The organism is Mesorhizobium sp. BH1-1-5, assembly GCF_020165615.1.
Lineage (GTDB): Bacteria > Pseudomonadota > Alphaproteobacteria > Rhizobiales > Rhizobiaceae > Mesorhizobium.
Map to the genome: position 1 here is coordinate 1 of NZ_JAIUIM010000046.1, position 18,814 is coordinate 18,814.

The window sequence follows — 18,814 nt, forward strand, 5'->3', positions numbered from 1 at the left end:
GTCGCAAGAACGGCGCGGCCCCGACAGTCAGTGGGCAAACCACATCGCCTTGAGGTCGGTGTACTTGTCCATCGCGTGCAGGGACTTGTCGCGACCGAAGCCCGACTGCTTGAAGCCGCCGAAGGGAACCGCCATCGACCCGCGATCGAAGCAGTTGACCCACACCACGCCCGCCTTGATGGCCTTGGCCGCCCGGTGCGCGTTCTTCACCGAACCCGTCCAGACCGCGCCGGCAAGACCGTAGACCGTGTCGTTCGCCACTTCCATCGCCTCGTCGAAGCCCTTGACGGTGATGGCCGACAGAACCGGGCCGAAAATCTCTTCCCGCGCGATCTTCATGTCGTTCCTGACGCGGTCGAAAATGGTCGGCTCGATGTAGAAGCCGCCGGTTTCGGTCCGCACGCGGCTGCCGCCGATCAGCGTTGTCGCCCCCTCGGCACGGCCGGCGTCGATATAGCCCAGCACCCGGTCCATCTGCTCCTGGGTGACCAGCGAGCCCATGCGGGTGGCGGCGTCCAGCGGATCGCCCGGCAGGAAGGACTTTGCCTGTGCCGTTATCTTCTCGAACAGGGTGTCGCGTATCTTTTCATCGACGATCAGACGGCTGCCGGCGTTGCAGACTTGTCCGGTATTGGCGAAGATGCCGGCGGCGACACCGGCCGCGGCGGCATCGAGATCGTCGCAATCGGCAAGCACGACCTGCGGCGACTTGCCGCCAAGCTCAAGGCCGATGCGCTTTATGTTGGATTGACCCGAATACTGCATGAAATACTTGCCGACCTCGGTCGAGCCAGTGAAGCCTACGCAATCGACATCCATGTGCAGGCCAAGCGCCTTGCCGGCGATGTGGCCCAGGCCGGGCACGACGTTCAACACACCGGCTGGAAGCCCGGCTTCGATGGCCAGCTCGCCGAATTTCAGCGCCGTGAAGGGCGACTGCTCGGCCGGCTTCAGGACCACCGAATTGCCCGTGGCCAGCGCCGGCCCGAGTTTCCAGGCCGCCATGGACATGGGATAGTTCCACGGCACCACGGCGGCGACGACGCCCACAGGCTCGCGCACGACCAGCGTCGTCATCTCATGGGCGGTCGCCGCCACCTCGCCATAGACCTTGTCGATCGCCTCGGCATACCAGGCAATGCAGTTCGCGGCACCGACCACGTCGCCGTTGAACGCATTGGCGATCGGCTTGCCGACGTTGAGCGTTTCCAGCAGCGCCAACTCCTCGCGATTGGCCAGGATCAGCTCGGAGAAGCGCAGCAATATCCTGCGCCGGTCGGCTGGCGCCATGCGCGACCAGACGCCCGCGTTGAAGGCCTTGCGCGCCGAACGGACCGCCTTGTCGACATCGGCCTCGTTGCACGAGGCCACCTGCGTCAGCAGCCGCCCGTCGCCGGGATAGACGCAAGGAAAGGTCTCGTTCGAAACGCTGTCGACATATTGGCCGTCGATGAAGGGGCGGTTCGGCAGCCGTACCGATTTTGCACGCGCGTGCCAGTCGATTGTTTGCAGCATGTCAGTCCAATCCTGTTGTTGAGATGTGTGCTTGACCGGCTCCAGGCGCCCGTCCCTTAGCGGCTGAGGCCACGCGCCGCGCCGACCTCCGAAATCGCCTGCCGCATGATAGCGACGATGTCGTCGATCTGTTCGCGGCTGATGACGAGCGGCGGCGAGATGACACACAGGTCTCCCAGCGGCCGAACGATCAGGCCGAGATCGAAGCAGCGCTGGTCGATCTCCCGGGTAAAGGCCTTGTCCTCGTCCAACGGGTCGATCCGGTTGATGTCCAGCAGGCACTGGACACATCCCACCAGTCCGACGGAACGAACGTCGGCCACGCCCGGCAGGTCGGACAGGGAACGCAAGCGTTCGGCAAAATAGTCGGCCTGAGCGCGCGCATGCTCGACCACGCCATCACGCTCCATCAATGCGATGTTGGCCAGCGCCGCGGCGCAGGCCACCGGCTGGTTGGTGTAGGTATAGCCGTTGGTGAACCAGCCCCCCTTGGCGTTCTCGCCGGAAACCCGCGCCAGCACTTTGTCGGAGATCGCAAGCCCGCCCAGGGGCACGTAGCCCGAGGTAACTCCCTTGGCGAAAGTGATGATGTCTGGAACGACGCCGAACACCTTCTCGGACGCGAACCATTCGCCGCAGCGGCCGAAGCCGGTGACCACCTCGTCGGAGATGTAGAGTATGTCGTGCTTTTCGCAGATCGCCTTGAAGCGGGCGTGATAACCTTTCGGCGGAATAATGACCCCGCCGGAGGCCAAGATCGGCTCCGCCAGAAAGGCAGCAATCGTATCGGCGCCGAGCTCCGCGATCCGGTCCTCGAACTCCGACACCAGATCGTCCAGGAATTCCTCCTGAGTCCGGTTGCCGGCGTGGCGCGGATTGGGGCTCGACAGGAACGAGATACGGTCCTGCTGGATGTCGAAGTTCGGCCAGTTGCCCGTGCGCCCGGTGCAGGCGGCGGTCAGCGCGGTCGAGCCGTGGTAGCCGTCATAGCGCACGATGATGCGCTTCTTCCTGGGCCGCCCCAGCACGTTGTTGTAGAACTCGGAGAACCGAAGCGCGCTGTCGACGGCCGTCGATCCTCCGGTGGTGAAGAATATGCGGTTGAGATCGCCCGGCGTGAGCGTCGCGATCTTCTCGGCCAGCCGCGCCGCGGGGCTCGTGGCCATATACCAGGGAGAGGCGTAAGGCAGCGTCATCGCCTGATGCGCGATGGCGTCCACGATCTCCTTGCGTCCATAGCCGACCTGCGCGCACCACATGCCGGCCGGGCCGTCGATCAGCCTGCGTCCGTCCTCCGCATAGACATAGATCCCTTCGGCATGCGTCAGAATCGGCTGGGAGGACTTTCCAAGTTTCGCCATTTCCTGCGCAGGCACGAGAATGTGCTCGCGCATCGCGCTTTCGATGTCGCCTCCGATAACATCCGCCATACGCGACCTCCCATTTCATTGACCAACCAACGCGTGCCCGACCGTCGTTGGCCAGCGACCGCGCACCCTCCTCCAAGTAGTGCGGCAAGCGAAGCCGCGTGTCAACAATTCTGATTGCTCAATCAATCAAAATTCTCGCAAAACGCTAATGGAGGAGGAATAAGGACTGAGCCAGTAGATTTTGCACATCCCTGCTGTCGAGTCTTGTCCTCCCGCGGATTGCGGACCGTTTTCAGGACATGAAAGAGATGGAGCAGGAGGCCGCCGTTCAGGGGCCCACGCGATACTCCGTTGTGGTCGGTTCCGTTGCTTTCAGGAAACCGCGAAGCCGGTCTCAACGGCCGAGATGGGGCGCGAAGCAGACACGCCCTGTACACGCCGTTCTACGCCGCGGCCCTCGCGTCATTTGAAAGCACTTTACTTAATCCGGGATGTGGGCGCAGATCGGGTCTGCCAGATCGGAGATGGAGATCACCAGTCGAGCGGGAGTCGGATATGGACACGGAGGCGATTTATAGGGCAACGAAAATCACCGCCGAGACTACGCTATCGCACCGTTCGCCCCTCACTCCCACTCGATTGTTTGAATAGCATATAACTCATTGAAATCTCTGACAAATGTTTTTAACCCTCAAGCAAATTCCGACATCGGAACCGTCGAAAGGTTACGCTTTTGATTCTAAAGGGAAAATCGTCGCAAAAAATATTTTTGAGGTTTCACCAACTATCGCCATCAATCGGACGATTTTTGCACTTTGCGGCGTTCGACGACACGCCCAGGCCGTCTCGAAAAGTACCGTCACCGCACTAGAAGTAAACGGCGCTTAGCGCTTCTGCGAATGTCCGATTTGGAACCGAACGTGGAAGTTCCGCTTCGGGCTATAAGGTCAAAAGCCAACGAGGGCGGCCGATTGTTAGTAAGTGCAACCACGAGTTACGCGATCACGCCTTGCTCGGCGGAACAACATTCGCCATCCCGCCATATTGGGCGGACTTAGGACTGCCGAGGCCGACTCCTACCCCACTCAGTTAACCCAACAGGGCGCTGGCCGCAGCAAATTTCTTCATCGACCGGATAGGCGAAGAGCGACTGAGGTCGGACATTCGGCGGCATTGGTCCTTACTGTCTTCCAGAAACGAACCGGGTGAGCTTAAAAATCCTTCCTGCCAATGGAAATGACATGCCGGTTGAATTCCAATGCGATTTTACTTCGACACGTATGAGGGCGGCACTTTGGTCCGAGACGAGGATGGCTTGGATATGGTCGACCTTACGGCCGCCAAGCTGCAGGCCGCCAAAGCAGCAGTTGACATCGCGAAGGACTTGGTCCCGACGATGCACATCGGGACAATAGCGATTCATGTCAGGGACACTGAGGGTCGTGTAGTATGCACAGCGGAAGTCAACTTCGAAGCGCGCAGCGTTTTGGAGCTCGCACGCGGCGAGATGGCACCTGCTTGCTTACCGGTTGGAGGCCAGGATTGAGCCCCGGCATCGCGTACGAAACGATCGACTGACATTGGCGCAGCGTCCTCTCATGGCAGGCCTAATGGCGTTGACTTGACAAAAGATCCGCGACCTTCTGCAAACGCGGAAATCGGGCGTGATCGGGCAAATATCCATAGTCAGCAACAATGGAGGACGGTGACAGCGGTTCCTTCCTGTCGACTTATCCGAACACAACATCCGATCAGCTAGGACAGATCTTCTCCTTTTGGACTAGCCCTGGACGCACTAGTCTCATTGACGAAGCGCAATTGACCGATAGCTTCTAGGCGGGCAGAAAACCGCCATCGGTTTGAAGCTATTGTTAGGGCTGCAACTTGCTGCATTTTTCCAAAAGACGAGACATTGTGGAGCCGATAACCGTTGCGACGGCAGCTCGTTCCACACCACTCGCCGGCGCAGCCGTCGGTCGTCTGCTTTTCGAAAATTCACTATCTATACTGAATAGGACAGGTGCCTGGCATATCGCCAAGGACCTTTGCCAGGAATTCGTGCCAGAACATGCAAAAGTTCGCTATTGGCGACTTGGCGCGACAGCACCCGAAGGGCTGGCGCGAAAGATCATGGCCAGGCTGATGATGCTCGAAATCACCTGGCTCAAGGACAACCGGCGCTGGCTGATTGGCAGCAAGACCGCTGACGGCAACTCGCGGGTCTTTCTCGATCCGCTCTTTGTTCTGAGATCAGAGCTGGCTGAAAAAGATATCGTGCTCTGCCATGACGTCGGCCCTTTGACCCACAGCTTCCTCTATGACGCTACAACGGTCGAAATCTACCGTGTCGCATATGAGAAAATCCGCAGGCACAGGCCCGGGATCGTTTTCGTCAGTGACTGGTCGAAGGATAACTTCGTTTCAATCTATGGATCGAACTTCCGATTCCTGACCACTATTCCGCTATATGTGCGAACTGGCCTGTTCGACGGCGCCCTGGAACCCCTTCCTGGTGTCAACGGGCGGTTCTTCCTCACCGTCGGTGCCTTCGAAACCCGCAAGAACCAGATCGCTGCGCTTGAGGCATATCGAGACGGCGGGTTCTACAAACAGGGTTTCAAATACGTGCTTTGCGGCTCCCGAGGCGAAGGCCGTGATAAGATCATTGACCTCGCGAAATCGATACCAGGGACGGTGTTGCCAGGATATGTGCCGGACAGCCAGTTGCGGTGGCTCTACGCGAAGGCAGAGGCATTCGTTCTGCCGAGCCTCTTGGAAGGATTTGGCATGCCCGCCTTGGAGGCGGCCTATATGGGCCTCTTACCGATCGTTTCCGAGGAAAGTGCATTGGTGGAAGCGGTGGAAGGCGTCTGCATGCAAGTCCCGCCAAGAGACGCGAGCGCAATCGGACAGGCAATGAGGCGTGCCCTTTCGCGGAGCCCGACCGAAAAAGCACAGGCCAGCCACGAGCTTCGCGACGTTGCTTCACGCGCCTCGAAACAACGCTTCCTGCAGGGCTGGAGAAGCCTATTGCTGGGGGGATAGAGAGCCTGGGACGCTTGGCCGCGCATATTTCCGAAGACGCCGTTCGCCGACTTCCCGCCGCTCGAATTGCATCAGACCCTTACTATTGTCGGTAGCCAGCGAGAAAGTACGGCTACTGAGATTGCACGCAAACATCCCAAAAAAGGCGGGGATTGCCCGTGGATGGCCCACGAGACCAGTAGTTCGATTTTCCGGGATCATTGACGAAACCACCGGAGCAAACAGTATTGCCCGGCAACTGTATAGCGTGCCGGTCACTTAAGCAGGCTCAATAGCAGGCATGGGCTGCACGGCCTGATAGCGACTGCGTCTTTCGAAAGCTGCCGCCGTGCGCAAGGCGTTGACCCTGGCGGCAGAGACAACGGCGATTGCGATGAAGAAGAGCACGCCGGGGTCGGCGCTGCCGCCTGACACCGAGTTAGCAATGATGCCCGCGAAGGCGGCGTTCCTGATGCTGATTGCGACGGCAGCAGTCTCAGGCGCCACCCATTGTTGTACCCCGCCCAATCCCCTGGCCAGGATACCGAGCAGCATCGCCAGCATCAGAGATCCAAAGAATCCAAGCTGCGACAGAACCGCGATCGGCCAACTCGATGCCCTGGAACTGCCGAAGCCGACGCCAAGGCCACTGGTGTCGACAAAGGACTGCAGGCTTTTGAGGTTCCAATAGGTACGCTCATGCCCCGAGGTAGAATCGGCTTTGTTGATGATGGTGCTGTTGATGAGCCTGACGAAGGGATCCAGGGCGTCGGCGCGGTAGAGGCTGACGCCCATAACAACCACCACACCCAGCGCCATCAGGACCGCGATCAACATCTCTTCCCGCGCGACTCTTCCCCTGAGAAGCGACGTCAACATTGAGAGGGCGACCGGCATGCACAGCAAAGTGAGGCCGACATAGGCGGTCGAGGACGTCGACAGGATGGTCAGGAAAAGCAAGATGGCCGATAGCCCCTGGGCAAGACGGGACTTGGTCATTCTCCAATAAGTGTAGGAGAATGCCAGGCAGGCCAGAGAGGCGCCGGCAAACGAAGAAGCTTCGGAAAAAGATCCGGTGATGCGTGCGAAACCGGCCTCGTAAGCGTCGCTTATGATGGCATAGTTGGCGGTTCTGATCGGAGCGAGTACGTCGCCCACGCCGGCATTCTTGCTGGCGAAGTCAATCAGCCCCATGCCGGCATGCAGGCCGCACCACAAGAAGAACCCACGGCGTAGCTGGTCTATCCTGTCGGCATGCAGTAACAGCGTGCAAAGCGCGATGGTCGTGAGCCCGCCGAGAATGAAATAGCCTGTCTGAGAGATATTGCCTGAAATCGGAGCCAGCGAAGCTTCCACGACGGTGCCCCGGATTTTCGACTGGACAAAGACAGCGGTCTGCCCGGCAAAGAACCTTGGAAACAACCACGCTCCAATGATTGCGTAAACCATAAGGCTCGCGAGGATCCAGACCGGGCGGATGCTGCCAAATACGCTTCCTAGGTCGAGCCATATACGTCGTCTGGCAGCGACGGCAGCGACGAGCAGCGCCTCGAACATGGTGTAGATGAGCGGAGATGACCCACCCAAAAAAGTCAGGGTCATGACGGCCGTAGCGCCGAATGCCTGAGAAGCAATCAGCCCAACTATCAGCATTCCCCGGGAGTAATAGGCAAGGATCAGAATAGTCGCGAACACCAGCAGACCCGGTAAAGAAACCTGCATTGCTGATCGAGCCTCTCGCTCGGTTGGTCATGCTAACGTTGACGAAAGACACTATCCGATGATGCATCTTTCGTCAGGCACACTGCTTGGGCAAGAGAGCCAAACGGCGTATCCCCGCGTTCCGCAGGAAGCCGTAGCCCCTGAGAGGCGGCAGATCCCACGGCGTAGTGTTATGCTTGGCGCTGAGCCTGGTAAAAAGGGCTGCCGGCTATGGACGCCAAATGCCGAGTTATTTGCTTGGGCTTGAGACGCACGCGCGGCATACGGCCGACACGTCCGCGATACTTCGATACGCCGGCCTTTCGGGTTCCGGCCTACCCCATCCTGCAAATGGCTAATTGGCACACGCACACTAAAGAACGCCTCGACGGCGAGAGATGTCGCACTTATACACAGTTTGCGGGCACGTTTCTGCTTACAATGGTGAGATGTCGTGTTAGTGAGAGAATATCAGGAGTTCTGGGCAACGGGGTGGGTTCTCCAGAATTCCAGCATGAGGAGGATAAGCGGTATGACCACCCAGGTTGTACATGGCGCATTTGGCCCAAAGCAGATGATGCAACTGAGGGAAATTTACGAGCGGGCGCGGGCTGTGACCGCCCAGTACCCCGAATCCCACGTTGCCAACAAAGCCGCCAAGAAGTTGATCGATGCCTTCGAAACCGTCACCCGCAGCGATGCAGTCGGCGGCCGTTGGCTGAGCGAGACTGATCCCCAGGGAAACGCCTGAGATCCAAGCGTCAGTTCTAGGAGCATCCATCCGCCTATCAGCCCATGCTGGCAGGCGGATTTTTTATTCGCTATCTTTTTGGCGCGCCGCTCCCACAAAGCGATAGGGGAGCCACCGGGGCGGGCGAGCGGCTCCCCTACCCTGTCTTCGCTTTATCCGCAGACAGACCGCGTCAGCCCGGGCGAACAGCGGCAACCAATGTTCATCTTCGACGATACATGGCGTCAACGAAGCCTTTAGAGTAAGCAACGGAACGCACTAGTGGTCCTGCTTCCGCCTATCGGATAAGCTTGGGTGGCGCTGACTATCTTTAACCATTTGCATGCTGGATTCCTGGGTTCGCCCCCTATTGGACGGCCCTTACCGCCTGTCTGGCCATCTGGATTCCATAGGGCTGAATAAAAAATTTGCAAAAAATTAACTTAGATTAGCGCCCACTTGTAAAGCGTGATCTACTCAATTCTAGGTGGCGTAGGGGAGAAAACGAGGAGTGCCTGAGCTGGGGAAGCTTGGCAGGGCACTCACGATGGGTTGGGTAGAAAGCTTTCAAAAATCTAAGATTTGAGGGGATCGTGCCGATCGCCAACAGGCGGTCTCGTTTGGGCAAAAGTTGGGGTGCTGGTATGAGTTCTGCAATCGGACTACATAGTTTCGCTTTACCAAGTCAACCAGAGATTTCGTCGGGCGGTGGTACTAGGGACAACGAACAAGCAGATAGAGAATGCCTCCTTATTCTGGACGGAAGGGCCTTGGACAGAGAATGTCTTGCATCGGCCCTTGAGGATCACGATCTTGGCATGGCTGTCGCTGCCATGGGCACGATCGAGGAATGGCGCATAAAGAAGGATTCATACGCTCCTCTATCTGCCATTCTGTTCAATCTCGGCGGCCGCAAAGTCACTGACCAACGCATTTCTGATGAGATCAGATCGATATCTTCAGAATTCAGCTCTGTTCCAGTAATACTTTTAGCTGACACCGACGATATTTCACAAATACTTGTAGCGCTCGAATGCGGCGCGCGCGGATACATTCCGACTTCGGTTGGCATCGATGTCTGTGTCGAAGCCCTCAACCTTGCGGCGGCTGGTGGCATCTTTGTGCCAGCGAGCAGCGTGCTTTCCATGCGGCATCTGATCGATTCAGGCAGCCGCGACCCGCGTCCGTTGACGACTATGTTCACGCACCGGCAAGCTGAAGTGGCACAGGCGCTTCGGCGCGGCAAGGCGAACAAGATCATAGCCTACGAGTTGAACTTGCGCGAAAGCACCGTGAAGGTGCACATCCGAAACATCATGAAAAAGCTGAAGGCGACCAACAGGACAGAGGTCGCCTACAAGGTCAACGATCTGTTCGGGGAAGGCGCTCCTGCGGAAGAATGAAGCGTTTCAGGCGGCCCGACGAGGTTGAACCTCGGCGGGCCGTATTTTTTGTTGACCTCGCTACACGATCGTCCGTTGCTCGACCCATGCAAACGGTGTCTCGTTGGTTTGTTAGACACAGTATTGGTTTTCGATATCCACTAAAATTGCTGAATTAGCAGCCTTTAGTGATCGTGAAATTTTGAGCCGGGCAATGTAGGCTTCCGCGCGGCTGGAGCGTCCCACACGTCTGAGCAAAGCCTTCGTTTTTGCAAATCCATCCGTTACAGAATCGTGCGTGCCAACTGATCTCAGGTGGCACCTACACCGGCGAAGGGCGAGGATCAGTATCCCGTCGTCGGTCCGGCTTCCATTCGAGCGTAGTTTTGGGTGCCACATCTGAGACGTCGATGGCAACGAGTGCAGACAATCGCTCCATCGGCCTGGCGCTCTCCTTCCGACCGTCTCATGAGCGGCGAGGGCGGCGCTGCACGGGCTGTTTCAACAGTCGCGAGTGCGTGCCGCGGCCACTCGCAAAAAAAGTGCGACGTCCATCTCGGCAACTACGATGGATCGATCGCTGTCGCGGAAAGGAATTGGCACCACGAATTTCTCGCCTAGCCGGCGACATGCTTCGACCCGTGGATTGAGACGAACTTGCAGGCAAATGGTCAAATTTTGTGGGCGGGAGGCAGAGCGATGGACGTGCGAGCCACCCGTCATAACCACCGCCATTGCCTTGCTTAGCCGGGCGCGGGCACATCCGAGGTGTCGCTCGCGGCGGCATGCCGGGATTTGAATTCGCTCGAGTTGACGATGCCCAAGGCAATGGCATCGCGCGTCATCGACCCGCCACGCAACTGACGGGAATAAGTTTCCATCCCGTAGCTGTCTCCGGGGCGATCCAGCAACAGCTTGTAGAGAAAGGCGATGTAGGCGCGATCCGTCAGGCCGATCGTGGCATATTTGGCTTCGAATTCTTCGGAGCGGATCATTTCCATGACCACGTCGGTAATCCTGGCGTCTCCGTTCTCGAGAGCCGTCGACCAACGATCCAAGCCTGCGGCGTCGCCGTCATGGCCGAGGACGAGGCAGTAGGCGAAATTTACCTGGCGGACATAGGTGAATCCGTCAGCAAACTTGGCATCTGAATCGCAATTCCGGTTAGGCATAGGCAGCGGCTGCGGGCCACGGATAATGTCGCGAACAGCCATGTAGGCAGGTTTCGGTTCACCGGTTACCCATCTGCCGTTGTTATTTTTGGTGAGCCTGACCAGACCCATATTGGCTTCGAAGCTCGGAGCCCAATAGGTCTCATCCAGCAGCTCATAGATATGCGCTGCCTCCACCTTGTAGTTGCCCTGGAGCTGGCGAAGCCGCGTCATTGTCTGCCTGACGCCCTCATCCTGCTGCCGCTCGCCGTGCTGACTTCCGTAGGGATTGTTGAATTCAGTGACCCAGATCGGCTTGCCATAGGAGGAAATCTCGCGAAAAGCCCACTCCGGATCTTCACCATACATGTGCCAGACGGAGATATCCCAGGCGATCCCGTCCTGCTTCATCCGCGCGAAGGCGCCAGTATGGCCCCATCCGGCCGTGCCTATTGCCTTCCTTATGCCGGGGTCGACCTGCGTCATGCCGTCCGACAGGCCTTTTAGAACGGAACTCACCTTCAGCCAGCGCGGACCGTAGTAGTCAAGTATTCCTTTCCCTCCGGCGGGGCCCCAGCCACACGGATATTGTGTTCCGTCGTCGCGTTTCTCGCACGGCTTTATGATGGCGTAGTTCTCCATCTCGTTGCCCAGTTCCCAAACGCGGATATCGTTCTTGAACCTGGCGCCGAGGGCAACCGCCAATTTCCGGGCCTCAACATAAAGTTGATCCGGCTGGTCCTTGTCTAAGTCCAGCCCGGGTGTGATCACAGGCAAAATTTCGATTCCCCTCGCTTTCCCGGCCTTGACGACTTGAGCAAGAGTGTCCGCCTCATCTTCGGTCGTGATGTTGACCCGATATGATTTGAGGCCGAGGTTCTTGACGAAATCGAGCTGTTTTTCGATCGGAATGCCCGGATAAGAAACTATCGGATGACCGTTCACGCCCCAGATCAAATCCGCGGATGAGGGCGCGGTTGTTATCAGCAAGAAAGCAGCGACGGCTGCAAGACGAAGTGACATGACAATCATGCCTCCCTGCACGACTTTCGATATTGCGATAGTTGGAACTGCGGGAGTTGGAAGCAATTTGCCCATACGGACATGTGAAGCCAGGCACTACCTCTTTTGGAGGCCGTAACCTAACCATCAGACGGTATGACTATTTGGTTGCGGAGCTGAGGCCGCACCAGATGATAGTAGTAGCCGCCGAGGCTGGATCGAATTGGTATGTGCTTCGTGCAGTAACCAAGCGGCTAGCTGCGACGCTTGGCCAATTACCCGTGCACGTCTCCGAAATCCACATCCACCTGGATCATGAGCTCCAGATATTTCCACGCGATCCAGCGCCAGGAATAGCTGCTCGCCCTGGCATGGCCCTTGCTGACCATTCGCTTACGCAACTCCGGGTCGAGCGCCAGTTGGCGAACGTTTTCCGCCCATGACTGGATGTCATCCGGATCCGCATAGAGCGCCGAATCTCCGCAGATTTCAGGCAGGCATGGCGAAGTCGAAGCTACGACCGGGCAACCCGACGCCATCGCCTCGACGGCAGGCAGCCCAAAACCTTCGATCCGTGACGGAAACAGGAAGCAAAGCGCGCCTTCGAGCACCTTCTTGAAGTCATGGTCACTTATGCGCCCGAGAAGGATGACGTTCGCAGGCATTTCCGGGACATGCCGCAAGATCGTTTCCTCGCCGACATCGCCTGGCATCCAGAGGTCTAGACCCATCTCATCCAGAATCGGGGCAAGTTTGGCTAGCAGCCCCATGTTCTTGTATTCTTGGTCCCCCCGACCGAGACAAACGACATATCGCCTGCCTCGATTGACGGCCAAGGATGATCTTGTCGCATCCCACTTCTTCGCATGGTCGCTGCCATTGTAGGTAACGACGATGTTTTCCTCGCGTGCGATGCCGAACTTGATCAGATGGCTGCGGGAGAGTTGCGAAACCGTGGTTATCCGTGCGGCCCGCCTGCCAAGCAGTGGAAGGATCAGGCGATGCGCCCAACGGAATCCTCGCGCATAGCTCGACGGCATCAGCCTCGTATGCATGTCATGAATGCATGCAATCTGGCGCCTCAGCATGACCGGTGCGAGGTTGCAAAAGCTCAGCAGTCCTCCAGGCACATGCCAGGGCAGTTGCGCCTGCACCCAGAGCTGAGGAAGTCGGGGCCTGTTGAACTCCGGAACGACCCGGACCGATATAGCCTTCAGATGAAGAGGTTCGGCAAGCGGGCGCGGCACCACGAGATCGATCTCCAAATCTCGGCCAAGCGGATGCCCTTCTGAAATGAGCGCGTCTAGAGCCGTCGTGACTTCCAATGCGTAGCGCGCTATCCCATTACGTCGGAGCGTGGTGAAGTCGCCATTGATGGTCCAGCGCCGCTTCGGCTGCTCGAAGTCCGCCAACGCCCTGCCAGGATGGCCGATCAAGTATTGCGGGCTTTCGCGAAGCGACCGCGCCACCACCGCGGCAGCGCTGTGTCCGTTCAAATGCCTTGGCCGTCCGGCCGGCGCCGCATTGAACTCAGATTTGCCCATCACCTCCTCCGCCTTACCGGAACCGGGAGCCACACTAACACTCTCGGAAACGCAACGGTCCTAAAACGTTTGAGGTAGTTCCAACACCTGCACTCGCCTGCTGGATGATGCTACGCGCGTCCGGATGACCCAACGGCCGTAGTGACCGCACGCGTTCGCGGTTTCAAACTAAGGAAATCGAGAGGGTGACATGGCACGGCACTGGGCGATCAATGGACGTTTCCTTTCTCAACCGACAACTGGCGTCCAGCGTTATGCGAGAGAGATCGTCCGTTCACTTGATGCCTTGATCGCCGAGGGGGTACCGCTCACCCATGGGCTCGAGATCCGGCTTCACTGTCCGCCGGACAGCTCGGACATTCCGCTCAATTCCATTGAGCGGGTCGAGGTAGGCAGCACGGGTGGGCATCTGTGGGAGCAGACCCAACTGGCCACTTCGTTGCACGGCAGCGGCCTGCTTAGTCTATGCAATACCGGGCCGCTTCTGTCCCGCAAGCATATTGTCTGCATTCATGATGCAAATGTGTGGAATGCCCCCCAGAGCTACTCACTTGGCTTCAGGGCATCTTACAAAGCGCTGCTGCCATGCCTCGGCAAGACGGCATGCAACATTTCGACCGTTTCCAATTTCTCACTGGGCGAACTGGTTCGCCGCGACATTGTCACAGCACGAAGGGCCTTCGTTGCGCCGAACGGCCATGAACACGCGCTGCAGTGGAAGCCTGAACACTCGGCCGCGACGCGATTGGCCGCCTCGCGGGATACCATAGTCTTGATCGGCAGCGCCGCGCCCCACAAAAATGTGGATCTCATTCTCGGCATGGCCGACCGCCTCGGCGAAGCCGGACTGAGGATCGCGGTAGTCGGCATGTCGGGTTCGCATATTTTCAAAAGAGGATCGGCCAGGGCTGAAGCCGGAAACATCCATTGGCTCAGACGCATTTCGGATGACGAGTTGGCAGCGCTGCTGATGGACTCGCTTTGCTTGGCCTTCCCTTCGCTCACGGAAGGCTTTGGTCTTCCGGTTGTCGAGGCGATGGCCCTCGGCTGCCCCGTTGTGGTGTCCGAACGCGCCAGCCTGCCAGAGGTCTGCCAGAACGCGGCCCTTTATGCAGCCGCCGACAATCCGCACGCGTGGTTCGATCGCTTCATGGGTCTCCGCAATTCCAAGGTCCTTCGCCAGCAGTTGGCAGCGAAAGGAAAAACCAGAGCCTCGGCATATAGCTGGAGAGCGAGCGCCTTGCGGTACATGCAGGCGATGGCCGTGGCCGACGGCATCGATGCAGAAGCCAAGGTCGCCAGGTTACGCGAACTCACATGATCCCGTGAAGCGCCTGGACGGCGCCGATCGACTCCAGCATGGCCCGATCGAAATTCTCTTCCGAGAAACGCTGTGCATTCCTGGCGCAGGCCTCTGGCGTGATGAGGTGGCTGTTTTCCTCGAACCGCTCGACCGCTTCTTTGAGGTGCCCGATCGTCTGGGCCTTAAACAGGACTCCCGTTGGCTCGGGACCTGAGCCGAGGCGCCGCGCGATATCGACCGCACCGCCGCGACCAAAGGCGATAAGCGGCGTCCCGCAAGCCTGCGCCTCGGCCAGCGCGATGCCGAAGTCCTCGCAACCTGCAAAGACCATCGCCTTCGCCCGGGCAAGCGTATCGACATACTCTTTGCGAGGAAGGAATCCCGAGAATGTGACGTTCGGACCTGCCAGCGATCGGAGGCTCGTCGACTGCTGTCCTTCGCCGACGATGACCAACCGCCGAGACGGCATCTCGTTGAAGGCCTTGATGACGAGGTCGGTGCGCTTGTAGGGGGCCAGGAACGACGCCGAGACATAGTAGTCGTCCTTGTCTTCAACGCACGGCAGTTCATTCAGCGAGACGGGCGGGAAAACGACCCGAGCGTCACGCCCATAAATGTGCTGGATTCGGGAACGGACATAGTTCGAATTCGCCAGCATCAGATCCGGACCGTGAGCGGTTCTCGTATCCCACGTCCTCAATCTGTGCAGCATGTATCGGTACAGCATTCCCTTCGGACCGAAACCGAGCTTGCCTTGCTGAAGATAGGAAAACTGCTCGTCCCACGCGTAGCGGACGGGGCTGTGCACGTAGCACAGATGCGGCTGATCAGGCCTCGTGATCACACCCCGCGAAAAGGCGGCCGAAGACGAGATCACCGCGTCATAGCCGGTCACGTCGAACTGTTCGACCAGGAAGGGGCAAAAGAAGAAGAGGGAACGGTAGAATTTCTGGACCATCGGTATCCGGTTGGCCGCAGAGGTATGAAATTCCACGTCGCGGAAGTATTGCTCCTTCACCTCGGCCGGCAGGAAATCGAAAAGCGTGAATACCTCCGCATTGGGAAACTGTTTGCAAATCTGCGCCAGCACCCGTTCGCCGCCCCGGAAATTTGGGCACCAGTCGTGGACGACAGCTATCCTTGCATATCTGTCGAAGTCTGGTGCGGGAGCAGCCGACAACTCCTCGATGGGCATTTCGACCTTGGCCGCGATGGCCAGGTCGGAAGAGCGTTCATGGAGCATGGTTCTCCCCTTCCTACTCGAGGCCTCAGTTTTTGTTTCGTCAGATGGCCCTCGCAAGTTGTCCGATTGGTCACGGAGCGCACCGGGCGATCGGTCGCCTACCGCTTATGGTCGCAGGCCGTTTGCGGGAAATACTTCAAAAGCAGGTACCCGGTGGTAGGCCGAGTCGGCCGAGCCCACTTTTATGCAGGCTGTTTGGGCCCTCGCGTCGTCATAGGGTCAGGGGAAGCGACGCCTGGACCAAAAATGAAACTTGCAGTGATTATCCCAACCCTCGGCCGAAGCGAGCAGGTCGCTCGCCTGCTGGGATATTTAGGCGGCCAGACAAGACTGCCCGATGAAGTCATACTGTCGGCACCCGACGCGACGCATGTCGAACTTCCGCACGGTTGCCTTTTCCCGGTTTCGAGCGTTTTCGGGCCAAAAGGATTGGCTGCACAACGCAATTCGGCTCTCCTGCCCTCACTAGGGCGCTTCGACATCATAACGTTCTTCGACGACGACTTCGTTCCATCCGCCCGATACCTGGAGCAGATCGAGCAGGCCTTTGCCCGAAATGACAGATGGGCGGTTGTAATGGGCAGGGTTGTCAAAGACGGCGCTACCAATGCCGGTCTCACTTGGAGCGATGCAGAAGCCGCCCTACAGGACTCTGAAGGACAAGAACCGGGCGGACCATCCGTCGTCGATCATGTCGGTGCCTATGGCTGCAACATGTCGTTCCGCTCTTCGATGATTGGCGATTTGCGATTCGACGAGCGCCTTGTCCTCTACGGCTGGCAGGAAGACATCGATTTCACCAGTCAAATGAGATCCAGGGGTCGCGTGGTATGCGTGACGTCGATCAGGGGCGTTCATCTCGGAATCAAGACGGGCCGCGTCAGCGGAAAGCGTTTCGGCTACTCCCAGGTCGCCAATGCGATCTACCTAGTAAGGAAAGGGACGGTGCCGGCCTCCTTCGCCCTCCCTCTCATGTTCAGGAATATAGCAGCCAACCTCGCAAAGAGCCTTTGGCCCGAGCCGTATGTCGATCGGAGGGGTCGGCTCCTCGGCAACGCGCTGGCGATCGTTCATATCGCCATGGGCCGGATCGAGCCCGAATACATCCTGAAGATCTGACGATGGTGAAGACAATGCGCAAATGGCTTTCGACAGCGGCAGCGATTTCATTGGCGACGGCATCTGCCTGCCCGTTGTCGGCATCAGCTGCGGAGTACCTCCTTGGACCACAGGACAAGGTCAGGCTTAAGGTCTATGAATGGCGCGCATCACGCGATGTGATCTTCGAGTGGACAGCTCTCAACGACACTTTCACCGTCGGTGCCGACGGCACGCTTTTTCTTCCTTTTGTCGGGCAGATACGCGCCGAGGGTACCGCTCCCGCGGATCTGGCTCGCGCAATAGGCGATCGGCTGATGCAGCGCATGGGTCTTGGCCGCGAGCCGGATGTGGCTGCGGAGATCGCCCAATACCGGCCGTTCTATATTGTCGGCAACGTCAAGCAGCCTGGCGAATTTCCCTATCGACCCGAACTGACAGTGCTGCAGGCACTGGGGATCGCCGGCGGGCTACCCATACGCGAGGATGATTTGTCCCGTCTTGAGCGAGAGGTGATTTCGGGCCAAGGCGATGTTGGACTACTGGCTCTGAACAATGTCAGCCTGCTCGCGCGCAAGGCGCGGTTGCAGGCAGAGTTGGCCGGCAACGACAACATCACTTTTCCCTCGGAATTGACGGACAGGGCGTCGAACGAGACCATTGCGCTGGCAATGGATCAGGAGCGCAAGATTTTCGCCATCCGTAAAGATTCGCTGGCAACGCAACTCCGTTCACTGCACGAACTCAAGGACTTCCTGCAACAAGAGTTGGTTTCTCTCGAACAACAACTGACTTTCCATGACAAACAAATCGAACTAATCCAAAAGGAGCTTGCAGGCGTTTCGAACCTGGTGCAGAAGGGCCTCGCGGTTGCACCGCGGGAACTTTCGTTGGAGGGAACCGTCGCCCAGATGCAAAGCGAAAGACTGGCAGCTGAGACCTCGATGCTGCGTGTCAGGCAAGAGATGAGCAAGACCGACATCGAAATCCTCAACCTCAGCAACCAGCATTCCAGCGAAATTGCAGAGAGCTTGCGAGAAACGCAGCAACAGCTCAACGAGGTCACCAGCAAATCCAACACCGCAGTGCAGCTGCTGCACGAAACACAAGTTACAGCCCCCGCTTTGCTGGCGCTTAGGCAAAATGCGGCAAAGGCAAAGCCGATCTTCACGATTGTGAGGCCGAAAGATGGAGGCACGGAAGAGCTTGCCGCCCTGGAGACAACCCTTATCGAACCGGGCGACACCGTGAAGGTCGAGATCCCGCTGCCGCAATCAGGTTTGGATAGCTTGCCTGCAGCGGATGCCAGCATCGAGGTGGACACAACTGCCGTTCGCAATACGAACTGAGCACGTCCCCCTTGAAACCAGATTCGGGTCGGAAGCTTGGCCCGATCGATGCGGCGGTTGAACTGCCACAGCCCAAGTGGTGATGCCCTAATGGTCGGAAATACGAGGCTCGACAGAGCTGGGTTTTGACATTCTGAGCGGCATTTCCCAAGCACGATTTCTAGCACTTGCCTTGCACTTCGGGGCCGCATATCAGTTGGCGCATGCTGGGCTCTGCCCCCTAACGGAACTTCCCTGCCGCGGCAGGCCAAATGGTTCTGCGGGTGCCACTGGAGATATCGGTGCTTACGAGCATACTCGCCGTGTTGGTGGCAGGGATACTACTCGGTTTGCGGTTCAAGACGCCGGCTCTGCTGGCGGCGACCGCCGTGCTTCTGATCGGGATCGTTGCCTGGAATAGCC

Annotated in this window: 13 protein-coding genes; 7 read left to right on the top strand and 6 right to left on the bottom strand. The window is 58.3% G+C overall.

Annotation, left to right across the window (positions count from 1 at the left end; translation table 11 throughout):
• Positions 1 to 27 precede the first annotated feature (27 nt).
• Both LB572_RS33265 and LB572_RS33270 read right to left on the bottom strand, forming a co-directional pair.
• On the bottom strand, positions 28 to 1,515 hold the full coding sequence (locus tag LB572_RS33265; protein ID WP_224670767.1) for an aldehyde dehydrogenase: 1,488 nt from the start codon (positions 1,513 to 1,515) through the stop codon (positions 28 to 30).
• A gap of 56 nt (positions 1,516 to 1,571) precedes the next feature.
• Positions 1,572 to 2,945 (bottom strand): aminotransferase, encoded by a 1,374-nt coding sequence (locus tag LB572_RS33270; RefSeq protein ID WP_140802648.1) that lies wholly within the window; start codon positions 2,943 to 2,945, stop codon positions 1,572 to 1,574.
• Positions 2,946 to 4,143: 1,198 nt separating this feature from the next.
• Between LB572_RS33270 and LB572_RS34780 the strand changes: the two genes are divergently transcribed.
• Positions 4,144 to 4,431, top strand: coding sequence for a DUF6894 family protein (locus tag LB572_RS34780; protein ID WP_412033619.1), 288 nt, complete (start codon positions 4,144 to 4,146; stop codon positions 4,429 to 4,431).
• A gap of 338 nt (positions 4,432 to 4,769) precedes the next feature.
• Positions 4,770 to 5,930: a glycosyltransferase gene (locus tag LB572_RS33275; RefSeq protein ID WP_224670768.1), complete on the top strand. Its 1,161-nt coding sequence runs from the start codon at positions 4,770 to 4,772 to the stop codon at positions 5,928 to 5,930.
• Between the two features lie 258 nt (positions 5,931 to 6,188).
• Here LB572_RS33275 and LB572_RS33280 read toward each other — a convergent pair whose 3' ends face one another.
• A complete protein-coding gene (locus LB572_RS33280; protein WP_224670769.1) occupies positions 6,189 to 7,631 on the bottom strand; it encodes a hypothetical protein in 1,443 nt (480 codons plus the stop codon).
• Positions 7,632 to 8,142: 511 nt separating this feature from the next.
• Here LB572_RS33280 and LB572_RS33285 point away from each other — a divergent pair.
• Together LB572_RS33285 and LB572_RS33290 are read left to right on the top strand one after the other, a co-directional pair.
• A complete protein-coding gene (locus LB572_RS33285) occupies positions 8,143 to 8,361 on the top strand; it encodes a hypothetical protein (protein WP_224670770.1) in 219 nt (72 codons plus the stop codon).
• Between the two features lie 623 nt (positions 8,362 to 8,984).
• Complete coding sequence (locus LB572_RS33290; protein WP_412033620.1) at positions 8,985 to 9,743, top strand: LuxR C-terminal-related transcriptional regulator; 759 nt, start codon at positions 8,985 to 8,987, stop codon at positions 9,741 to 9,743.
• A gap of 722 nt (positions 9,744 to 10,465) precedes the next feature.
• Here the strand turns inward: LB572_RS33290 and LB572_RS33295 are convergent.
• Entirely contained in the window at positions 10,466 to 11,896 is a 1,431-nt protein-coding gene (locus LB572_RS33295; protein WP_224670771.1) for a DUF4214 domain-containing protein, read from the bottom strand.
• Positions 11,897 to 12,150: 254 nt separating this feature from the next.
• Positions 12,151 to 13,419, bottom strand: coding sequence for a glycosyltransferase family 4 protein (locus tag LB572_RS33300; protein WP_224670772.1), 1,269 nt, complete (start codon positions 13,417 to 13,419; stop codon positions 12,151 to 12,153).
• Between the two features lie 190 nt (positions 13,420 to 13,609).
• Between LB572_RS33300 and LB572_RS33305 the strand changes: the two genes are divergently transcribed.
• Positions 13,610 to 14,740: a glycosyltransferase family 4 protein gene (locus LB572_RS33305; RefSeq protein WP_224670773.1), complete on the top strand. Its 1,131-nt coding sequence runs from the start codon at positions 13,610 to 13,612 to the stop codon at positions 14,738 to 14,740.
• Here the strand turns inward: LB572_RS33305 and LB572_RS33310 are convergent.
• Positions 14,733 to 15,965, bottom strand: coding sequence for a glycosyltransferase (locus LB572_RS33310; protein ID WP_412033621.1), 1,233 nt, complete (start codon positions 15,963 to 15,965; stop codon positions 14,733 to 14,735). The genes LB572_RS33305 and LB572_RS33310 overlap by 8 nt on opposite strands.
• Positions 15,966 to 16,211: 246 nt before the next feature.
• Between LB572_RS33310 and LB572_RS33315 the strand changes: the two genes are divergently transcribed.
• Positions 16,212 to 17,084, top strand: a complete 873-nt coding sequence (locus tag LB572_RS33315) for a glycosyltransferase family 2 protein (protein ID WP_224670774.1) — start codon at positions 16,212 to 16,214, stop codon at positions 17,082 to 17,084.
• Between the two features lie 2 nt (positions 17,085 to 17,086).
• The gene (locus LB572_RS33320; RefSeq protein WP_224670775.1) at positions 17,087 to 18,412 is read left to right on the top strand and encodes a polysaccharide biosynthesis/export family protein; all 1,326 of its coding nucleotides are present in this window, start codon (positions 17,087 to 17,089) and stop codon (positions 18,410 to 18,412) included.
• The last annotated feature ends 402 nt before the right edge of the window (positions 18,413 to 18,814 follow it).

Coding starts and splice junctions, on each gene's coding strand:
- LB572_RS33265 (WP_224670767.1), bottom strand. CDS start 1,515: ATGCTGCAAACAATCGACTGGCACGCGCGTGCAAAATCGGTACGGCTG.
- LB572_RS33270 (WP_140802648.1), bottom strand. CDS start 2,945: ATGGCGGATGTTATCGGAGGCGACATCGAAAGCGCGATGCGCGAGCAC.
- LB572_RS34780 (WP_412033619.1), top strand. CDS start 4,144: ATGCGATTTTACTTCGACACGTATGAGGGCGGCACTTTGGTCCGAGAC.
- LB572_RS33280 (WP_224670769.1), bottom strand. CDS start 7,631: ATGCAGGTTTCTTTACCGGGTCTGCTGGTGTTCGCGACTATTCTGATC.
- LB572_RS33285 (WP_224670770.1), top strand. CDS start 8,143: ATGACCACCCAGGTTGTACATGGCGCATTTGGCCCAAAGCAGATGATG.
- LB572_RS33290 (WP_412033620.1), top strand. CDS start 8,985: ATGAGTTCTGCAATCGGACTACATAGTTTCGCTTTACCAAGTCAACCA.
- LB572_RS33295 (WP_224670771.1), bottom strand. CDS start 11,896: ATGTCACTTCGTCTTGCAGCCGTCGCTGCTTTCTTGCTGATAACAACC.
- LB572_RS33300 (WP_224670772.1), bottom strand. CDS start 13,419: ATGGGCAAATCTGAGTTCAATGCGGCGCCGGCCGGACGGCCAAGGCAT.
- LB572_RS33305 (WP_224670773.1), top strand. CDS start 13,610: ATGGCACGGCACTGGGCGATCAATGGACGTTTCCTTTCTCAACCGACA.
- LB572_RS33310 (WP_412033621.1), bottom strand. CDS start 15,965: ATGCTCCATGAACGCTCTTCCGACCTGGCCATCGCGGCCAAGGTCGAA.
- LB572_RS33315 (WP_224670774.1), top strand. CDS start 16,212: ATGAAACTTGCAGTGATTATCCCAACCCTCGGCCGAAGCGAGCAGGTC.
- LB572_RS33320 (WP_224670775.1), top strand. CDS start 17,087: ATGGTGAAGACAATGCGCAAATGGCTTTCGACAGCGGCAGCGATTTCA.